Origin of the sequence: Neobacillus niacini (assembly GCF_030817595.1) — a bacterium.
GTDB lineage: Bacteria > Bacillota > Bacilli > Bacillales > Cytobacillaceae > Neobacillus > Neobacillus niacini_G.
Map to the genome: position 1 here is coordinate 4,842,882 of NZ_JAUSZN010000001.1, position 21,067 is coordinate 4,863,948.

Genomic DNA, 21,067 nt, shown 5'->3' on the forward strand with positions numbered 1-21,067 from the left:
ATAGTTGTAGAGAAAGGGTTTTTGACTTGATGGTTAAGCGCTTAACCGAACCCTGCTGCAATATAAAAGGGAGGATTATGAGAATGACATTGACTGTTGGTGTTATCGGAGCGGGACGTATAGGAAAAATTCACGTGGATAATTTAAGAGGTATTTCACAAGTAAAGGTAAAAAGTGTATCTGACGTGGTCATTGACGATCTTGAAAGTTGGGCGAAGGAAAAGGGAGTTGAAGTATTAACGACCAATTATGAAGAGATCCTACAGGATCCAGAAATCAATGCGGTATTCATCTGTTCACCGACGACAACTCATGCCAATCTCATCAAAGAAGCCGCTGCTTGTGGAAAACATATTTTCTGTGAAAAACCGGTTAGCTTTTCCGTTGAAGAGACAGAGGAGGCACTTGAGGCGGTTGAAAAAGCTGGGGTTAAGCTGCAGGTAGGCTTTAATCGCCGCTTTGATCCAAACTTCCGGAAAATCCGTGAGCTTGTTCAAGCCGGAGAGATTGGTACGCCACATATCCTAAGAATCACATCTCGTGACCCACAGCCACCAGGAATTGATTACATAAAAACATCAGGCGGACTTTTCATGGATATGGCGATTCACGACTTCGATATGGCACGCTATGTAATGGACAGCGATGTTGTAGAAGTTTTTGCAAATGGCGCGGTTCTTGTAGACCCAGCGATTGGAGAAGCAGGAGATATTGATACCGCCATTATTACGCTAAAATTTGCTAACGGTGCACTTGGCGTCATCGATAATAGTCGTCAAGCTGCATATGGGTATGACCAGCGCCTTGAAGTGTTTGGTGATAAAGGAGCAGCACAAGCAGATAACAACCGTGCCAATACCGTTGAAGTTTCCACTGCACAGCATGTATCAAAAGAAAAGCCGTTGTATTTCTTCTTAGAACGCTATACTCAAGCCTATATTGATGAAGTAAAGGAATTTGTCGCATCGATTTTGGAAAATAAAGATGTCATCTGCAATGGTCTGGACGGACTACAGGCAGAGCGGATTGCCAAAGCCGCACGTCAATCACTCGAAATAGGTGCCCCGGTAACGTTGCAGCCAACAGGCAAATCAACCGCCATCTATTAATCTGTTTTTTAGGAGCATCATGCCGAGTTTCAGCGGAATTACGAGATTCCTAGTGTGTTAAAGGAAGGATGGAAGAAATATGAATTCACTCAAATTTAAGGAGAACAGGCAATTCGACCTGATCGCCATCGGTCGTCTGTGCATTGACTTGAATGCCAATGAAATTCACCGACCAATGGAGGAGACAGTGACTTTTACAAAATATGTTGGCGGTTCACCTGCCAATATTGCGATTGGCTCTGCGCGTCTTGGACAGAACACCGGTTTCATTGGGAAAGTGTCGGATGACCAAATGGGCCGTTTCATTACGGACTATTTAGAAAAGAATGGGATTGATACTTCTTCTGTAAAGATTGACCAAACAGGAGCAGTTACCGGTCTTGCTTTTACGGAAATCAAAAGTCCTGAGGATTGCAGCATTTTAATGTACCGCGACAATGTGGCCGATTTGAAGCTTCATCCATCTGAGATAGACGAAGACTATATCAAACAGTCAAAAACGTTATTGGTTTCAGGAACAGCTTTAGCACAAAGTCCTTCTCGTGAAGCGGTTTTCCTGGCACTAGAGTATGCGGTCAAACATGATGTAAGAATCATTTTTGACCTAGATTATCGCCCCTATACATGGGTCGATGAAGCGGAGACAGCCGTTTATTATAACCTTGCCGCTGAAAAGTGCGATGTCATCATCGGAACACGCGAAGAGTTCGACATGATGGAAAAGTTATTGAATGTAAAAGAGTCAAGTGATGATTATACCGCTTCCCGCTGGTTTTCTTATCGTGCAGAACTGGTTGTCATCAAGCACGGAGGATCTGGCTCGATTGCTTATACAAAAGACGGTGCCTCACACCGCAGCGGTATTTTCCGAACGAACGTATTGAAGACATTTGGTGCCGGGGATTCGTATGCATCCGCGTTTATTTATGGGCTTATGAACGGAAAGGACATATCTGAAGCCATGAAAATGGGCAGCGCTTCTGCATCACTTGTGATTTCACGTCACAGTTGCTCGGACGCAATGCCAACAAAGGAAGAACTTATACACCATATGGAAACAGCGGTTTATGAACTAGCGTAAATTTTTACAAACGGAAGGGAGATTTATGAAATGACTGTTACGACTGTAAGAACGTTAAAGAACTATATTGGCGGCGAGTGGGTAGAATCAACATCCGAAAAAACAGAAGTAGTCTATAATCCAGCAACAGGTGAAGAGCTTGCGATTGTTCCTCTTTCAACCAAAGAAGAGGTTGACCAAGCGGTGAAAGCTGCGAACGAAGCTTTCAAAACATGGTCTCAGGTACCTGTTCCAAAACGCGGACGTATTCTTTTCAAATACCAGCAGCTACTTGTGGAACACTGGGATGAGCTTGCTAGATTAGTAACGATTGAGAATGGTAAAAGCTTTATCGAGGCGCATGGCGAAGTTCTTCGCGGCATCGAGTGTGTGGAATTTGCAGCAGGTGTGCCAACGTTAATGATGGGAAAACAGCTTCCTGATATTGCAACCGGACTAGAATCAGGTATGTACCGTTACCCTATCGGAGTCGTCGGTGGAATTACACCTTTTAACTTTCCAATGATGGTGCCGTGCTGGATGTTCCCGTTGGCGATTGCTTGTGGAAATACTTTCGTATTGAAGCCATCTGAGCGGACACCGCTTTTAGCAGCGAGACTTGCCGAATTATTTGAGGAAGCGGGACTTCCAAAAGGCGTCTTGAATATTGTTAACGGTGCACATGATGTTGTAAACGGCTTGTTAGAGCACAAGTTAGTGAAGGCTATCAGCTTCGTAGGTTCACAACCCGTTGCCGAGTATGTCTACAAAACAGGTACAGCTAACTTAAAGCGTGTTCAAGCTCTTGCTGGTGCAAAAAATCATTCCATCGTTTTAAAGGATGCCAATCTTGATAACGCGGTATCTCAAATTACAGGTGCAGCATTCGGATCAGCAGGTGAACGTTGTATGGCAGCTGCCGTTGTTGCGGTGGAAGATTCCATTGCGGATGAACTGATTGAAAGATTGAAAAAAGCTGCTGATGAAATTGTCATCGGAAATGGCCTAGATGAAGGAGTATTCTTAGGACCAGTTATTCGTGAGAATGCGAAGCAACGGACCCTTGGTTACATCGAATCTGGAGTTGAGCAGGGAGCAACGCTGCTTCGTGACGGACGCAAAGACGAAGCGGTCAACGGTGATGGTTATTACGTTGGACCAACTATTTTTGATAACGTTACACAAGAAATGAAAATTTGGCAGGATGAAATTTTCGCACCTGTATTATCCATTGTACGAGTGAAGGACTTAGCAGAAGGTATTGAACTCGCTAATGCATCTTCTTTTGCAAATGGAGCTTGTCTATTTACTGACAGTGCATCCGCTGTTCGTCAGTTCCGTGAAACGATTGATGCGGGTATGCTTGGCGTTAATATCGGGGTACCGGCGCCGATGGCATTCTTCCCATTCTCAGGATATAAAGATTCCTTCTACGGTGATCTTCATGCGAATGGTACGGATGGAGTGGAATTCTATACTAGAAAGAAAATGCTAACTGCTCGTTATGTCTAACATTGATGGGGGATGGAGCCAATCCGTGCTCTATTCCCTTTTTCTTTTTTTAAGGCTCTGTTAAAGACAGATGTTGACCTTTCTCACGAAAATCCTTATGAAGGACTAACCTCAATGAGTGATCTCCTGATTAGTCTTTCATCATGCTTATGAAGGACTAATCTCACTGGGAACTCTCCTGATTAGTCTTTCATCACGCTTATGAGGGACTAATCTCATTGGGGATTCTCCTGATTTGTCTTTCATCGCCCTTTTATACAGTGGTACTAATAATCAACAATGAAATTTAACAAAGCTTTTTTTAAAAAAGTACGATAGATCATGAAAAATCAAAATGAGAGGAGTTTTGCGTCTATGAGTACGATTCGTTTGACAGTTTCACAGGCTCTTGTGAAGTTTTTGAATGCACAATATGTAGAATTTGATGGCAAGCAACAACGGTTTGTGAAAGGGGTCTTTACCATTTTTGGTCATGGGAATGTCCTTGGACTGGGGCAGGCTTTGGAAGAAGATCCTGGTGAACTTGAAGTCTATCAAGGTCGCAATGAACAAGGGATGGCGAATGCGGCGATGGCGTTCGCAAAACAAAAACATCGGAAACAAATTATGGCGTGTACCGCTTCGGTTGGTCCGGGCTCAGCGAATATGATTACATCTGCAGCAACGGCTACAGCAAATAATATCCCAGTGCTTCTACTCCCTGGAGATGTGTTCGTCACCCGTCAGCCAGACCCTGTTCTCCAACAAATTGAACAGACACATGATTTATCTATTTCTACGAATGATGCGTTCCGCGCTGTGAGTAAATATTGGGATCGAGTGAGTCGTCCAGAACAATTAATGTCTGCGCTTCTTAACGCCATGCGTGTGTTGACGAATCCTGCTGATACAGGTGCAGTTACGATTGCTCTCCCACAGGATGTACAAGGAGAAGCATGGGACTATCCAGAATCCTTCTTTGCGAAACGCGTCCACCGGATTGAGCGCCGCCAGCCATCAAAGGAAAGTGTTCGTGATGCGGTCCAACTTATTCAATCTAAAAAGAAGCCATTCATGATTTTGGGCGGTGGTGTGCGTTATTCAGAAGCAGCCGAAACCTTCCTTCAATTTGCGAAAAGATTTAACATCCCATTTGGTGAAACCCAGGCAGGAAAGAGCGGGGTCGAAAGCTATCTGCCTCTTAATCTAGGGGGACTTGGCGTTACCGGAAATTCGGCAGCGAATACAATCGCAAAGGATGCAGACTTAATTATCGCGGTCGGAACTCGATTTACTGATTTTACAACCGCTTCCAAGCAATTGTTTGCCCATGCTGACGTTCTCACTATCAATATTTCTGAATTCCACGCATCGAAGCTTGACGCTGTGAAGGTGGTAGCAGATGCCAAGGCTGGACTTGAAGCGATTAAGGATGAGCTTGGTGCTTATCGAACTGCTTATCAAAACGAAATTGCACAAGCGAAGGAGGCCTGGGATGAGGAGTTAACTCGACTCACAAGCATTACGTATGGAGAAGACTTTACACCAGAGGTTGCCGGACATTTGGATGAAAAGCTTCCTGAATATAAAGAAGTTTTCGGTTCAGCGTTGACGCAGACGAGTGTTATTGGCAAGGTGAATGAGCTTATTGATGACCATTCCATCATTGTCGGGGCTTCTGGAAGCTTGCCAGGCGACCTTCAGCGGATGTGGGTTTCGAAGGCTCGTAATACCTATCACATGGAATATGGCTATTCCTGTATGGGGTATGAGATTGCCGGGGCATTCGGGGCAAAGCTAGCAGAGCCTGAAAAAGAAGTATACGCGATGTCAGGGGATGGAAGTTACTTAATGCTTCATTCGGAGCTTGTAACAAGCGTGCAAGAAGGCAAGAAAATTAATGTGGTACTTTTTGATAATTCCGGTTTCGGCTGTATTAATAATTTGCAAATGGAAAACGGCATGGGCAGCTTCGCTACTGAATTCCGTAAACGTAATCCTGAAACAGGTAAGCTAGATGGCCCTATCATGAACATCGATTATGCAAAGGTTGCAGAAGGGTATGGCGTCAAAACCTACTCTGTTACAACGATGGAAGAATTAGAAGCAGCACTAATCGATTCGAAAAGGCAAGCAGTCAGCACCTTAATTGATATTAAAGTACTTCCGAAAACGATGACACACGGGTATGAGTCCTGGTGGAATGTCGGTGTGGCAGAAGTTTCAAAAAAGGAAAGCATTCAGTCTGCTTATCAAAATAAAGTATCAAATCTTGTAAAAGCACGTGCTTACTAAAAGGAGGAGGCAGGGAAAATGTTTCAAGATGTGAAGCTGGCGATTGCGCCAATCGGTTGGACTAATGATGATATGCCGGAGCTCGGCGGAGAAATTACTTTTGAGCAATGTGTCAGTGAAATGGCGCTTGCAGGTTTCTCCGGCAGTGAGGTAGGAAATAAATATCCACGCGATACAGTCGTATTAAAAAAAGCATTAGGATTGCGAGGGCTGGAAATTGCGAGCGCTTGGTTCAGTGCGTTTTTAACGTCAAAGCCATTTGAGGAAACTACCCAAGCCTTTACACGGCACCGAGATTTTTTACATGAAATGGGTGCTAAGGTAATCGTCGTTTCAGAACAAGGCAATAGTATTCAAGGTCAAATGGATACTCCTTTGTTTGAGAAAAAGCCGGTGTTCGCGGAGGAAGAATGGAAGCTATTGGTAGAAGGTCTACATCTTCTTGGTGATCTTGCAGCTGAAAAAGGGATGAAAATCGTCTACCACCATCATATGGGTACGGGCATCCAAACATCTGAGGAGATTGACCGGTTGATGACAGAAACGGACCCAGCAAGGGTTTCGCTCCTATATGATACCGGCCATCTTGTTTTCTCTGGAGAAGAACATTTGCACGTCCTGCAAAAACATATGGATCGAATCCATCATGTCCACTTGAAGGATGTTCGTATCGATGTAGCCAATAAGGTCCGTGAAGGGAAGTTGAGCTTCCTACAGGCAGTAAAAGAGGGAGTATTTACAGTCCCTGGTGATGGAGTGATTGACTTTAAGCCTGTTTTTGAAGAGTTGGAAAAGGCGGGATATAAAGGATGGTTTGTGGTTGAAGCCGAACAAGACCCAGCTAAGGCCAATCCTTTAGAATATGCCTTAAAAGCACGTGACTATATCCGTGAGCAAAGCGGGCTATAAAGGAGAACGAATATGACATTAGTAAAAATGAAAGAAATTCTCACTCATGCCAAGGCGAATGGTTACGGTGTTGGTGCGTTTAGTGTGGCAAACCTGGAAATGATTATGGGAGCGGTACGTGCGGCGGAAGAACTCCGCTCCCCGCTTATTTTGCAAATAGCGGAAGTACGCTTGAAGCACTCGCCACTCTCTATTATCGGACCAGCGATGGTGGCCGCTGCAACGAATGCTAGTGTTCCGGTTGCGGTTCACTTTGATCATGGCTTAACAGAAGAAAAGATTCGCGAGGCGTTGGAAATCGGTTTTTCCTCCATTATGTATGATGGCTCCCATCATCCCCTTGAAAAAAATATTACTGAAACGAAGAAGATGGCTGCGATTGCACGTGAATATGGAGCTACGGTGGAAGCCGAAATCGGTCAGGTCGGCGGCAGTGAAGATGGCTCGGTGGACTTGGAAATGCTGATTACCTCGACGGAACAGGCAGTGCAGTTTGCTGCTGATACGGAGATTGATGCACTCGCTATTGCCATTGGGAATGCCCATGGAGTCTATAAGGGAGAACCCCAGCTGCGCTTTGACCGTTTACAAGAGATTAATAGTGAAATAGAGATTCCTCTGGTTCTTCACGGTGGTTCCGGAATCTCTGAAACTAATTTTCGTCAATGTATCTCTCTTGGAATTAGAAAAATAAATGTCGCGACTGCCACGTTTAATAATGTTGTAAACATGGTTAACACCGAGGCACCATTTAAGGATTATTTTTCCTACCATGAAAGCGTTATTGCCGCTGCAGCAGAAAATGTGAAACGACATATGGAAATGTTCCAAAGTGTCGGGCGTGTAAAGGAGGAAACACTCAATGTATGAAAAATTAGGTGAATTAAAACCTGGATATACAAAAATAACAGATATGGAAAATAAGCATCCAGATATGCTACAAGATATCGGTATTTATTCGTTAGCAAAGGGAGAAAGTGTAACTCTTTTAGAAGGAAGAAAAGAGTCAGCTATCCTGCCGCTTGAAGGCGAGGTTATTCTAGAGTGGAATGGGAAGTCTCAAGAAATCAAGCGCGATAGCGTTTTTGAAGAAGATCCCTGGTGCTTGCACATTCCAAAGGAAGTAGAAGTAAGGATTACGGCGCTTTCCACCAGTGAAGTGCTTGTGCAAAAAACAGATAATGATACCGTTTTTGATGCAAAACTGTATACACCTGAGGATTGCCAAAGCAACGTCGCGGGTGATGGTGTATGGAATGGAACGGCGGAACGGGTGATTCGGACCATTTTTGATTACAGCACAGCTCCATATTCCAATCTTGTTATTGGAGAGGTTATTTCCTACCCTGGTCGCTGGTCTAGCTTCCCGCCGCATCACCATGATCAGCCTGAAGTTTATTATTATCGTTTTAATAAGCCACAAGGTTTTGGATGTGCAATGGTAGGACCGGAAGCTTACCGTGTTGAACATAATAGCTATATTACGATTCCTGGAGAGCTGGATCATCCGCAAGCAACGGCACCTGGTTATGCGATGTACTTCTGCTGGATGATTCGTCACATTGAAAATAATCCATGGACCGATCGGATCATGGAAGAAGAACATAAGTGGCTGTTAGAGCCTGATGCAAAAATCTGGCCAGAAAAGTAATCAGGAGGATGATGACGATAAAAACATTAAAAAAATATCAGTATGCTCCACCCAAAAACGGTTATCCCGAATGGAATAATAATCCGGAAATCTTTCAATTGAATCGTCGAAATGCTCATGCAACCCTTATGCCGTATGAGACGCTAGAAGAAGCGTTACAAGGGAATCGGAACGCCTCCAGCTATTATTGTTGTTTGAATGGGGATTGGAAGGAAGATATTAAGCCGCCATTTGCACCGACAAAATATAATCCTGTTGGGCAGTATCGAACCTCTTTTACCATACCAAAGGGATGGGAAGGGCAGCCTGTTTATTTTCACTTTGAAGGAGTCGAGTCCGCCTTTTATGTATGGGTGAATGGGGAAATGGTTGGGTACAGTGAAGATACCTTTACTCCTCCAGAATTTGATGTAACCCCTTACCTGATTGACGGTGAAAATCAGCTGGCAGTTGAGGTGTACCGCTGGTGTGATGCCAGCTGGCTGGCAGAGGTATAGCATTGAATCCTATCATTTCAAGTCCCAAATATGATAGCAAAGATTTCACGGATGTTCCGTACTTAGAGCCTACTGCGGTTTATAATGAGGAAAACGAACAGCTGACCATCTTTGCTGTAAATCGCCATTTGCAAGAAGGTTTGGAATTAGAGGTGGATATCCGCAACTTTGAAGGCTATGAAGTCCTTGAACATATCGTTCTTGAAAATGATGACCTCAAGCTTACAAACTCAGCGAAAGGAACACCAGTTGCACCACATTCCAATGGTAATGCCAAGATCGAAAATGGCGGGGTCTCAACCGTACTTCCTAAGTTATCTTGGAACGTAATCCGCTTTGCAAAACGTAGGTAATTTTGCCCGTTAAGACCCACCTTACTAGGTGGGTTCTTTGCATCCATAAATTTATGTAAAAGAAGGTGAACCAAATTCTAAACTCCTCATTGCCTTTGTTCCGACTTCCTTTTTGACCCTTTCAAGGAGTATAGGTTGATTTAAAGGGTCTTATTTTTACTGTTAATCAATCATTTAACGTTTGATTAGATGATCATTATGGTTATTCTGCAATAACTAATTTTACATTATTCTCCACCACAAGGTTCTGGTACTCCAGACTGGGCATTTTATCAGTAATTAAGTAATTAATTTTGTTTAATTCACAATAGGTTGTTAATCCATATTGACCAAATTTATTATGATCAACTAATAAATAGATTGTTTTACTCCTTTCCACAATTTTTCTTTTTAATTCTGTTTCAAAAAGAGAAGCGTTTGTAACGCCGTTAGTAGGTGTAATACCGGTTGAAGCCATAAATGCCTTGTTAATATTGTAGGTATTTAATATTTCTATATTATAGTTAATACCAAAAGATTTGGTTTTTCTCTCAAGAACGCCTCCAATCGTTATGATTGTTAAATTTTCAAAAGGAATTGAACCAACAATCGTATCAATATTATTTGTAATGATTGTAATATGCTTTTCTTTTATATGATCAAGCATCTCTATTGTTGTAGTACCCGAATCGATAAAAATGATATCTCCATCCTCGACAAAATCGGCTGCTGTTCTACCTATGACTTTTTTTCCATGATGATTTTGTACTTCCCGTTCATGAAACGGCTCAAGTTTTTTTTGATTGACGGCGATGCCGCCATAAACTTTTTTGAAAGTCCCTGTATCTACTAACTCTTGAAGATCACGTCTAATTGTATTTTTTGATACCTTAAATTCTTTGACAAGTTCATCTAGGGACGCAGATTGGTGTTTTACTACATATTCCTCTAATTGCTTTATCCTTTTTTCCTTTATCATCTCTATCCCCTCAATCATAAAAATCTAATTTTTGATAATGATTATATTACCACAAGTTAACCAAAAGTTCACCAATATTTAATCAAAAAATCTTGACTGAAAGTTTTTAAACTATTATGATTTAATCGAAAGTTACCAAAATATAACTAAAATATAACCGTTTTTATAGAAGGGAAGGAATCAACTAATGGGTGAAATAAGAAAGCTTAAAAATTTTATTAATGGTGAGTGGGTCCCAAGCAAATCGGCTATGTATGAGGATGTATATAATCCTGCTACGAAAGAGGTAATTGCCCAAGTCCCGTTATCTACTTATGAAGATGTTAATGATGCAATAGAGGCTGCACAGGCAGCATTTGAAGATTGGAGACTCGTTCCTGTACAGCAGCGTGCCCGAATTCTATTTAAATTTCAGCAGCTGCTGCAAGATAATAAAGAGGAATTAGCTCGTTTGATTACAATTGAAAACGGGAAGAATCTCACCGAAGCATTAGGAGAAGTCGGTAGAGGAATCGAAAATGTAGAATTTGCTGCTGGGGCACCTACCTTAATGATGGGAGATTCTATATCCACTATTGCAACGGATGTGGAAGTGACTAGTTATCGCTATCCTATCGGTGTAGTAGGTGGAATTACACCTTTCAATTTTCCAATGATGGTTCCTTGCTGGATGTTCCCAATGGCGATTGCGGTAGGAAATACATTTGTTTTGAAGCCATCTGAAAGAACTCCATTACTCACCGAAAAATTAGCACAATTATTAACGGAGGCAGGACTCCCAAAAGGTGTGTTTAACATTGTTAATGGTGCACATGATGTTGTAAATGGTCTTTTAGATCATCCCACTGTTCAAGCTATTTCCTTTGTTGGTTCCAAACCTGTTGGTGAATATGTTTATAAACGCGGAAGTCAGAACTTAAAACGTGTCCAAGCTCTTACTGGTGCAAAAAACCATTCGATTGTTTTAAATGATGCAGATATAGACCATGCGACAACAAATATCATCAGTTCTGGATTTGGTTCTGCAGGGGAACGCTGTATGGCTTGTTCCGTTGTGACAGTAGAGGAAGGGATAGCAGATGAATTTATGTCATCACTTCTAGAAAAAACTAAAAAAATCAAAATTGGTAACGGCTTAGATGATGGTGTGTTCTTAGGACCAGTGATTAGAGAAGAAAATCTAAAACGGACACTTGGATATATTAAACAAGGTATTGAAGAGGGGGCAAAGCTAGTATGTGATGGGCGTGAAAATTGTTCAGAAGATGGTTATTTTGTGGGTCCAACTATTTTTGATGGTGTCACCACTGATATGACCATTTGGAAGGATGAAATATTCGCTCCAGTACTTTCTATTGTCCGTGTTAAACACTTGAAAGAAGCAGTAAAAACAGCAAACCAATCAGAATTTGCAAATGGGGCATGTATTTATACATCTAATGCTTCAGCCATTCGTTATTTTAGAGAAAATATTGACGCAGGCATGTTGGGGATTAACTTAGGTGTACCCGCTCCGATTGCTTTCTTTCCATTCTCAGGCTGGAAAGCTTCCTTTTATGGTACTTTGCCTGCCAATGGTAAAGATGGTGTGGAATTCTATACACATAAAAAAGTTGTAACAGCAAATTATAAAGCACCAATATTTGAGTAACGTACATGAAGCTATTATTCTACTGTGTGTTTAGTAGGATAATAGCTATTAACTTTTTTTCGCATCCTTTGTAACAATTATTATCATATAGGTTACTGAATTTTTTAAGGAGGAAAATTATAATGAACACATTACTTCGGAAACCCAATTTCCAATCATCTAAAGATGGAATCACCATTGTTCATGATATAACAACTGAAAATACTCCATTGAAATATGTTGGATTTAAAGTTGTCGATTTACTCCCTGGTGCTGCATATGTTCAAAAGCTTGAAAAAGAAGAATGCTGCATTGTAGCTTTAACAGGAAAAATAAGTGTCACCGATGGTGAGCAGATATTTGAAAATATAGGTACAAGAGTAAGTGTTTTTGAAAAAAGGACCACGGATAGTGTCTATGTTTCAAATGATCGCACTTTTGAAGTAGTCGCAACAACGATAGCACGAGTTGTCCTTTGTTATTCAGCTTCTGAAACACAACTGCCGACGAGATTGATTAAAGCAGAAGAGAACAGTATTGAAAATCGAGGTAAGTATAGCAACAAACGGTTAGTTCATAATATTTTGCCTGATTCTGACCCATCTGCTAATAGTTTGCTAGTTGTGGAGGTATTTACTGAAAGCGGTAACTGGTCAAGCTATCCTCCCCATAAACATGACCAGGATCAACTCCCTGATGAATCATTTTTGGAAGAGACGTATTACCATGAAATAAACCCAAGACAAGGTTTTGTCTTTCAACGTGTATACACAGATGACCGTTCCATTGATGAGACAATGGCAGTAGAGAACGGTGAAGTTGTTTTAGTGCCGGCGGGTTATCACCCTGTAGGCGTTCCAGATGGTTATGAATCCTACTATATTAAACGTTATGGCCGGTCCAAAGCGAATCTGGAAATTTCATAATGATCCAGCTCATAAATGGATAATAGATCGTAAATAAACTAGAGGAGATTGGAAAAATGAGAATAAATTTTCATACCGATCGTGAATTTGATCTTATTGCAATTGGGAGGGCATGTATGGATTTAAATGCGGTAGAATATAACCGGCCAATGGAAGAAACAATGACCTTTAAAAAGTATGTAGGCGGTTCGCCTGCTAACATTGCAATTGGGGCAGCGAAATTAGGCTTAAAATCAGGTTTTATTGGCAAGCTTGCCGACGACCAGCATGGACGTTTTATCGAACAATATATGCGTGAAGCAGGAGTAGATACTTCTAATATGGTGATAGATAAAGAGGGGCATAAGACTGGGCTTGCTTTTACGGAAATTAAGAGTCCTGAGGAATGCAGTATCTTAATGTATCGCGATGATGTAGCTGATTTGTATTTACAGCCATCAGAGGTAAGTGAAGAGTATATAAAAAAATCAAAAATTCTCCTTGTATCAGGAACGGCACTTTCAAAAAGTCCATCTCGAGAAGCCGTGTTAAAAGCAATCAAATATGCCAAGCAAAACGATGTGAAAGTCGTATTTGAATTAGATTATCGGCCATATACATGGGGATCTTCTGAAGAAGTATCCGTTTATTATTCACTCGTTGCAGAGCAGGCAAATGTGGTGATTGGTACTCGCGATGAATTTGACATACTGGAAAATATTGTAGAAGGTAACAATGAAACGACGATTCGGTATTTGTTCGCTTACTCACCAGAGTTAATTGTCATTAAACATGGTGTTGAAGGTTCTTATGCGTATCTGAAAACTGGTGAAACGTGCAAGGGACATGCTTACTTAACGAAAGTATTAAAAACATTTGGTGCAGGGGATTCATATGCATCTGCTTTTCTATATGCATTAATTACTGGTAAAGATATTGAAACAGCATTAAAATATGCCAGTGCTTCTGCGGCCATTGTTGTAAGTAAGCATAGTTCGTCAGAAGCAATGCCAACAGCAGCAGAAATTGAAGCGCTGATTAAAGAAAGATCGTAAAAAAATAGAAATAGACCAATCCTTCCGAGGTGAAAATATCGATGGTGAAAATTAAATTAACAACGGCACAAGCATTAATTAAATTTTTGAATCAACAATATCTTCATGTGGATGGTGAAGAATTTCCATACGTAGAAGGGATCTTCACATTGTTCGGCCATGGAAATGTATTAGGTATTGGGCAGGCACTTGAACAAGATTCAGGACACTTAAAAGTATTTCAAGGGAAAAATGAGCAAGGGATGGCCCATGCTGCTATTGCCTATAGTAAACAAATGCTGCGCCAAAAAATCTTTGCTGTCACTACATCTGTTGGTCCAGGAGCAGCTAATTTAGCTGCAGCTGCAGGTACAGCATTAGCAAACAATATTCCCGTGTTATTTTTGCCGGGTGATACATTTGCCACCAGGCAGCCAGATCCCGTCTTACAACAAGTTGAGCAGGAATATAGCTTAGCTGTAACAACAAACGATGCATTGAAACCGCTTTCGAGGTATTGGGACCGCATTACTCGTCCTGAACAACTAATGTCGAGTCTGCTTCGAGCTTTCGAAGTTATGACAGATCCGGCAAAAGCTGGTCCCGCAACCATTTGTATATCTCAGGATGTAGAAGGCGAAGCTTTTGGTTTTGATGAAACGTTCTTTGAAAAAAGGGTTCATTACCTTGATAGAAAAATACCTGTACAGCGTGAATTACATGGGGCAACTGAGTTAATAAAATCCAGTAAAAGGCCTGTTTTTGTCGTAGGCGGCGGAGCTAAGTACTCTCAAGCCCGTGATATATTAATCAAACTCTCCGAAACCCATACGATCCCATTGGTTGAAACACAAGCTGGGAAAGCGACGGTCGAATCTTGGTTTCCACATAATTTAGGCGGTTTGGGTGTAACGGGAACATTAGCAGCAAATAAAGCAGCACAACAAGCAGATTTAATTATTGGCATCGGAACTAGATATACAGATTTCGCCACTTCCTCTAAAACAGGCTTTAATTTTGATACAGCAAAATTCTTAAATATTAATGTTAGTAGAATGCAAGCCTATAAATTAGATGCTTTTCAAGTAGTAGCCGATGCAAAGACCACCTTAGAACAATTAGCACCATTACTAGAAGGCTATCAAACTGATTATGCAAACACTATTTTTGACTTGAAAGAGGAATGGATAAAAGAACGTGACCGTTTGAGTCAGGTAACTTTTCAACGCAAAAATTTCGATCCTGAAGTGAAGGGTCATTTTTCTCAAGAAATCTTGAATGAATATGCGGATTCTTTAGAAACTGAACTTTCGCAAACGGCCGTATTAATTACGGTAAATAATGCGATTGATTCTGACAGTATTATTGTTGCCTCTTCAGGATCACTTCCAGGTGATGTCCAACGGGTTTGGAATCCGGAGGTGCCCAATACTTATAACGTAGAATACGGTTATTCTTGTATGGGTTATGAAATATCTGGCGCATTAGGAGTGAAGTTGGCCCAACCAGAAAAGGAAGTATTCTCACTAGTAGGTGACGGAAGTTTCTTGATGTTACATTCTGAACTGATAACCGCCATACAATATGGGCAAAAAATTAATGTGATTCTTTTCGACAATGCTGGGTTTGGCTGCATCAATAACTTACAAATGGGAAATGGCAGCAGCAGCTATTGTACAGAATTCCGAACATTTGACAATCAAATCCTGAATATTGATTATGCAAAAGTGGCAGAGGCTTATGGTGCAAAAGCCTATCGTGCTACTACACTAGAGGGTCTAAAAGCAGCCATTGAAGATGCGAAAAAACAAAAAAGATCTACGTTTATTGAAGTGAAGGTTTTACCCAAAACTATGACTGATGGGTATGAAAGCTGGTGGAATGTCGGCGTAGCGGAAGTATCTGAAAATGAAAAAGTACAAAAGGTTTACCAAGACAAGGTGGAAATGAAAAATAAGGCAAAGCAATATTGATTACGTTTTATCAGATGAATCTATTTCACCCTGTACGTTCATTATTATGTGTTAAGTAAGGGTATGGAAGCGGTTAAAGAGACAGTAATAGCTAAAATAAGAGAATTCGGCTCTAGTTGTAAAGCTTAGTAGGTGATTGTATATATATGGATAAGGTAATTATGACATTTAATTTAAGGTATGATAATGCCGCGGATGAAATAAATAGCTGGTCAAACCGGATAGGGAAAATCGTTCATATCCTGGAACAGGAACAGCCAGCCATTATAGGTACACAGGAATTGCTTCCAACCATGATAAGAGATTTAGCTAGAAGGCTTCCAGATTATGATTGGTTTGGAAAACCGAGAAGAAGTAATGATGAGCATACTGCTATATTTTTTAGAAAAGACATGTTTCGGGTTATAAATAGTGGCACTTTTTGGTTGTCTAAGACACCCTCAATAGAAGGAAGCAGCAGTTGGAATTCATCATTGCCCCGAATTTGTACATGGGGTGAATTTCACTGTCTAGACCAACCTATTAGATTCAGAGTATTTAATACTCACTTGGATCATATGAGTAAAGAAGCCCGTTTGAAAGGTGTCCGGGTTATTAAGCAATATATGGATACTTTGAATAGAGAGGAACCTCTTCCAAGCGTATTGATGGGAGATTTTAATGCGTATCCTAACAGCGAGGAAGTAAGATTTTGGCAGGATGATAACCAATTCACGAGTGTTTTTTCAACTATGAATAGGGATGAGACCTTAAGAAAAACATTTCATGATTTTGAAGGCGAATGCCAAGGTGAACCAATCGACTATATATTTGTAACAAAAACCATACAAATCAAGAGTTGCAGCATCATTTATACAAAGGTGGATAACCTGTATCCATCTGATCATTATCCTGTCTCTGCACGAATAAATATTCCAGTTTAAGCAAAGTGAAGGAAGGGTATTTTCCCTTCTTTTTTCAATATCCATTTTAAAGGTTCATAGTCAAGGGGGAATTTGGAACGAACAATATCAATTTGAGGGTGGATAAGGTGTGGGAATATCTTACTTTTAACATGGATGTACTAATGAAATTTGGAGTTACTGCTATATTAGGGTTGATTATAGGATTAGAGCGGGAACTTAAAAGAAAGCCAGTGGGTTTAAAAACATGTTTAGTGATATCGATTGTATCCTGTCTTTTAACCATCGTTTCGTACGAGGCTGCCTATATAGCCCCCCGTTCAGAGCTAGGTGTGGCGGTCACGATGGATCCACTACGTTTAGCTGCACAAATTGTCTCGGGAATTGGATTTTTAGGTGCAGGTGTTATCTTGAAAAGGGGAAATGATAGCATTTCAGGCTTAACAACTGCTGCCATTATATGGGGAGCAGCAGGCATTGGTATTGCTGTTGGAGTAGGTTTTTATTTTGAAGCTATTACGGGTGCATTATTTATTTTGGTTAGTGTACAGCTGACTCCTCTTGTCATGAAATTCATAGGGCCTAAACAGCTGAGAGATCAAGAAGTAACGATGAAAATTATTGTTATGGAAAATAAATATTTAGACGATATCATAAATGAAATTCGGAATGATCATTTTTCTATTCATCGTTTGAGTATTCGTAATAATAATGAGGGGGGATATCAAATCAATCTACAGATTGGAGTCCATTACAAACAAAGTGTTACTAATCTCTACAATTTCACAAATAGCATGGATGGGGTTATTAAAGTTGAATTAGAGAGTGCTGCTTAACATGATAATGATTGGTAACTGACTATTTTGTTGATATATTTCGACAAATAGTGTTATTAAGTGCATTGTTTACCCTTATTCGGATGATATAATCTGGGAATGAAAATACATCTATAAATCTATTTAGTTTGGAGTGAGATTAATGGAATTATGTATTGGAAAAGATGGCGCCTTTACTATTTTACAACTAACTGATTTGCATGTTGGTTCAATGCCATTTAATGAACATGACCTATTTACATTTAATCACATAAAAGATATGGCGGATAAAGCTAATCCAGATTTAATTGTTATTAGTGGTGACTTAATCTGGTCAGAAGGGGTTCCAGATCAAAAAGCTAGTTTTAAGGAGTTAATAAAGGTTTTAAATGATTTGAAAAAACCGATTGCCATTACATATGGAAATCATGATACAGAGGAAGGAATTAGCCGTTCTGATTTACGTAGTTTAGAAGACCAAATTGACTTGTTAGTAGAGAAGAAAAACCTGCATGTAATTGAGGACCGAGAATCTTACTGTGTTGAAATAAAAAATCATGCTGGTGAAATATCAAACGTATTGTACTTTATTGATAGTGGGGCAAATGATCCTTTGAAAATTGGCCAATATGAATTTGTTCACCCGGATCAGGTTACCTGGTTTAATGAAGTATCCAAAAAATATACAAACAGAACAAAGAATTTTAAACAGGATTTACTCATTCTTCACATACCGCTTCCTGAATATAAGGAGGCGTTCACAAGGGGCCAAGTAAGTGGGACTAAATATGAAGAAATTTCATCCCCGGAGGTTAATACAGGTTTATTTACATCCTTATTATTGAATGGGAATGTTGCAGGTGTCTTTTGTGGTCACGATCATGACAATGATTTTGTTGCTGATTATCAGGGAATTAAATTGTGCTTTGGAAGAATAAGCGGTTTTAATTGCTATGGAGAACTTCATCGTGGTGCGCGGGTTATCACGCTATATGATGAAAAGCCTCTTGACACCAGGATTATCGAAACGGAAAAATATTTGCACTATAAGTGAGACAGGCCCTTAGTCCAAGCGTAATTATCTAAAAAATCTAAAAAGGGAGAAATGTGAACGAATGAAAGTAGATTATCATGTTCATCTTGAAGAAGGACCTTATTCCCTATCTTTTGTGGAAAAAACATTAAAGGCAATCGAGCATTTTGAACCGGTTAAAGGAGAAAGACACACCAAGGAATGGTTAATTCAATCAATCAATACAATCTCTAACCGCTTATCAGAAACAGAATACTCCAAGTGGTGGCTGGATTTATATTTACAAGAGGCTTTGAATAAAGGGCTGAAGGAAGTAGGAATTGTCGACCACTTATATCGTTTTAAAGAAACTAGAGATTATTTTAGAAAATATATGGATATCGATACGAAGGTCATTGGCGTAAGGCAGTTAGAGTGGCTTAATAAGGTGATGGTAAGAAATTTTGAAGAGTTTATCACGATGATTAATTCGGCAAAGGAAGAATGGGAAAAACATGGTGTTACATTAAGACTAGGTATTGAAGCCGATTACTTCGCAGGTGGTGAAAAGGAGTTAAGCGACCTTTTAAGCACATATCAATTTGATTATGTCATTGGTTCTGTCCATTTTTATAATGGATGGGGCTTTGATAATCCAGAGCTTCAGGAAAAATTTCAAGAATATGATTTAGTGGAACTCTATAAAAATCATTTTGAGACCGTTAAAAAAGCAGCGAGAAGCGGATTATTTGATATTATTGCACATTTAGATAATCTTAAAGTTTTTAACTATCGTCCCAATGAAGATTTATTAATTGATTCTTATAAAGAGGTTGCCAAAGCATTGGTTGAAATGGATGTTGCAACAGAAATTAATCCTGGCTTGTATTATCGCTATCCTGTAAAGGAAATGTGCCCGAGTTCTCAGTTTTTAGATATTTTAGTTGATTACGGGGTTCCCTTTACCACATCATCAGATTCTCATTTTCCAAATGATATCGGTATTTTCTCCGATCAAAATTAAAAATATGCTGCTAGAGCGAAATGTCTCGAAGGTTGCCACTTTCAAGAATAGACAGAGAATCATGAAACCCTTTCATCAAGAAGCAAATAATGCCCTGTAGAGGAGGAGACAGGTTGTATAAAGAAATTCTTTCAGAAGCAAATAAGATGGTAAGAAATCAGATTCAAGATCAAAAAGTGGTCGACATGTTTGAAAATTGTTTTGGTGATACATTAACAAAAACAACTAACTATTTGGACGATGGAACAGTATTTTTGGTAACAGGAGATATTCCTGCCATGTGGTTAAGGGACAGTACTCTTCAATTAAGACCGTATTTGCTTTTTCTAGGCAAATTTGAAGAAATAGATCGTTTGGTTGAAGGTGTAAGCAAACGTCAAATACAGTTTATTTTGCAGGATCCTTATGCTAATGCCTTTAATGAGGGCGCAAATGGGAATAGATGGGATGATGATATACCATTGCAAAAGCCCTCCATCTGGGAAAGAAAGTATGAAGTGGATTCTTTATGCTTTCCGTTTCAATTAGCCTATCAATTTTGGAAATATACAGGGAAGACTAGTGTTTTTACAGATTCTTTCAAGAAGGCAGCACAAACGGTTATAGCTCTTTGGAAACTAGAACAAAACCATACAGATTTTTCTAGTTATACGTTTCAAAGGCCAGGCACAAATGAACTTAGTCATGATGGAAAAGGATCGCCGGTTGGCTATACGGGAATGACCTGGTCGGGCTTTAGACCAAGTGATGATGCGTGTTTTTATCATTATTTAATCCCTAGTAATTTATTTGCTGTAAGAGTTTTAGAAATGCTGTCCGAGATCTTTGAGGATGTTTATCAGGATGCTACTTTACAATTAGCTGCAAAGAATTTATCAGTAGAAATCCAGCGAGGCATTCAGCAATATGGAGTAATAAAAAATGATGCTGGGGAATGGATTTATGTGTACGAGGCAGATGGATTAGGAAATTCCTTGCTTATGGATGATAGTAATATGCCAAGCTTGTTGTCCTTACCTATGCTAACGAACCATTCAAAGACAGATAGAATCTATCAGTCAACAAGGGCATTTATTTTAAGTGAGCAAAATCCATATTACTATGAAGGACAATATGCGAGCGGCATAGGAAGCCCGCATACGCCAAAAGGATATGTTTGGCCCATTGCTCTAGCCGTAGAAGGAATTACCGCCAGCAGTCAGGAGGAAAAGTGGGAGAAGATCCAGCTTATATGCCAGAATGATGCCGATACAAAACAAGCACACGAATCCTTTGATTGCGATAATCCTTCGAATTTTACTAGGGAATGGTTCTCATGGGCAAATGCCATGTTTTGTGAATTAGTGTTAGATTTTTGTGGTCATCCAGTAAGCTGCAAGTAATAGATTACATTTATAACTTTTTTAGAGAATACTCGATGACAAAAAGTGTTATTCGATCCTTTGAAAG

Annotated in this window: 15 protein-coding genes and 4 pseudogenes; 18 read left to right on the plus strand and 1 reads right to left on the minus strand. The window is 40.1% G+C overall.

Going from position 1 to position 21,067, the window contains the following annotated elements; genetic code table 11:
* The first annotated feature begins 83 nt into the window (after positions 1-83).
* The 9 genes and pseudogenes from iolG to QFZ31_RS23015 form a co-directional block, all read left to right on the plus strand.
* Positions 84-1,109, plus strand: coding sequence for an inositol 2-dehydrogenase (gene iolG, locus QFZ31_RS22975; RefSeq protein WP_307307343.1), 1,026 nt, complete (start codon positions 84-86; stop codon positions 1,107-1,109).
* A 79-nt stretch (positions 1,110-1,188) separates the two neighbouring features.
* The gene (gene iolC, locus QFZ31_RS22980) at positions 1,189-2,190 is read left to right on the plus strand and encodes a 5-dehydro-2-deoxygluconokinase (protein WP_307307346.1); all 1,002 of its coding nucleotides are present in this window, start codon (positions 1,189-1,191) and stop codon (positions 2,188-2,190) included.
* A gap of 30 nt (positions 2,191-2,220) precedes the next feature.
* A complete protein-coding gene (locus tag QFZ31_RS22985) occupies positions 2,221-3,681 on the plus strand; it encodes a CoA-acylating methylmalonate-semialdehyde dehydrogenase (protein WP_307307349.1) in 1,461 nt (486 codons plus the stop codon).
* A 354-nt stretch (positions 3,682-4,035) separates the two neighbouring features.
* Positions 4,036-5,955 carry a 3D-(3,5/4)-trihydroxycyclohexane-1,2-dione acylhydrolase (decyclizing) gene (gene iolD, locus QFZ31_RS22990; protein WP_307307352.1) on the plus strand — a complete coding sequence of 640 codons (1,920 nt, stop codon included), beginning with the start codon at positions 4,036-4,038 and terminating at the stop codon, positions 5,953-5,955.
* 18 nt (positions 5,956-5,973) lie between these two features.
* Positions 5,974-6,864, plus strand: a complete 891-nt coding sequence (gene iolE, locus QFZ31_RS22995; protein ID WP_307307354.1) for a myo-inosose-2 dehydratase — start codon at positions 5,974-5,976, stop codon at positions 6,862-6,864.
* Between the two features lie 12 nt (positions 6,865-6,876).
* Entirely contained in the window at positions 6,877-7,734 is an 858-nt protein-coding gene (locus QFZ31_RS23000) for a class II fructose-bisphosphate aldolase (RefSeq protein WP_307307357.1), read from the plus strand.
* On the plus strand, positions 7,727-8,515 hold the full coding sequence (locus QFZ31_RS23005; protein WP_307307360.1) for a 5-deoxy-glucuronate isomerase: 789 nt from the start codon (positions 7,727-7,729) through the stop codon (positions 8,513-8,515). Before QFZ31_RS23000 ends, QFZ31_RS23005 begins: the two co-directional genes overlap by 8 nt.
* Before the next feature lie 11 nt (positions 8,516-8,526).
* A pseudogene (locus QFZ31_RS23010) lies at positions 8,527-9,006 on the plus strand (sugar-binding domain-containing protein); the annotation flags it as partial.
* A pseudogene (locus tag QFZ31_RS23015) lies at positions 9,000-9,365 on the plus strand (alpha-L-arabinofuranosidase C-terminal domain-containing protein); the annotation flags it as partial. The pseudogenes QFZ31_RS23010 and QFZ31_RS23015, both read left to right, overlap by 7 nt.
* 202 nt (positions 9,366-9,567) lie before the next feature.
* Here the strand turns inward: QFZ31_RS23015 and QFZ31_RS23020 are convergent.
* The gene (locus QFZ31_RS23020; RefSeq protein WP_307307363.1) at positions 9,568-10,323 is read right to left on the minus strand and encodes a DeoR/GlpR family DNA-binding transcription regulator; all 756 of its coding nucleotides are present in this window, start codon (positions 10,321-10,323) and stop codon (positions 9,568-9,570) included.
* A gap of 187 nt (positions 10,324-10,510) precedes the next feature.
* Between QFZ31_RS23020 and QFZ31_RS23025 the strand changes: the two genes are divergently transcribed.
* From QFZ31_RS23025 to QFZ31_RS23065, 9 genes and pseudogenes are all read left to right on the plus strand, one after another.
* A complete protein-coding gene (locus tag QFZ31_RS23025; RefSeq protein ID WP_307307364.1) occupies positions 10,511-11,974 on the plus strand; it encodes a CoA-acylating methylmalonate-semialdehyde dehydrogenase in 1,464 nt (487 codons plus the stop codon).
* A gap of 122 nt (positions 11,975-12,096) precedes the next feature.
* A pseudogene (gene iolB / locus QFZ31_RS23030) lies at positions 12,097-12,916 on the plus strand (5-deoxy-glucuronate isomerase).
* Between the two features lie 19 nt (positions 12,917-12,935).
* Positions 12,936-13,913, plus strand: a complete 978-nt coding sequence (gene iolC, locus QFZ31_RS23035; protein WP_307307366.1) for a 5-dehydro-2-deoxygluconokinase — start codon at positions 12,936-12,938, stop codon at positions 13,911-13,913.
* Between the two features lie 41 nt (positions 13,914-13,954).
* A complete protein-coding gene (gene iolD / locus QFZ31_RS23040; protein ID WP_307307367.1) occupies positions 13,955-15,865 on the plus strand; it encodes a 3D-(3,5/4)-trihydroxycyclohexane-1,2-dione acylhydrolase (decyclizing) in 1,911 nt (636 codons plus the stop codon).
* A gap of 146 nt (positions 15,866-16,011) precedes the next feature.
* The gene (locus QFZ31_RS23045; RefSeq protein ID WP_307307371.1) at positions 16,012-16,788 is read left to right on the plus strand and encodes an endonuclease/exonuclease/phosphatase family protein; all 777 of its coding nucleotides are present in this window, start codon (positions 16,012-16,014) and stop codon (positions 16,786-16,788) included.
* A 131-nt stretch (positions 16,789-16,919) separates the two neighbouring features.
* Complete coding sequence (locus tag QFZ31_RS23050) at positions 16,920-17,603, plus strand: MgtC/SapB family protein (RefSeq protein ID WP_307311755.1); 684 nt, start codon at positions 16,920-16,922, stop codon at positions 17,601-17,603.
* 142 nt (positions 17,604-17,745) lie between these two features.
* A complete protein-coding gene (locus tag QFZ31_RS23055) occupies positions 17,746-18,636 on the plus strand; it encodes a metallophosphoesterase family protein (RefSeq protein ID WP_307307374.1) in 891 nt (296 codons plus the stop codon).
* Positions 18,637-18,697: 61 nt separating this feature from the next.
* Positions 18,698-19,718: pseudogene (locus tag QFZ31_RS23060) on the plus strand (histidinol phosphate phosphatase domain-containing protein).
* Complete coding sequence (locus tag QFZ31_RS23065; protein WP_373459877.1) at positions 19,708-21,000, plus strand: glycoside hydrolase family 125 protein; 1,293 nt, start codon at positions 19,708-19,710, stop codon at positions 20,998-21,000. Before QFZ31_RS23060 ends, QFZ31_RS23065 begins: the two are co-directional and overlap by 11 nt.
* Positions 21,001-21,067 lie beyond the last annotated feature (67 nt).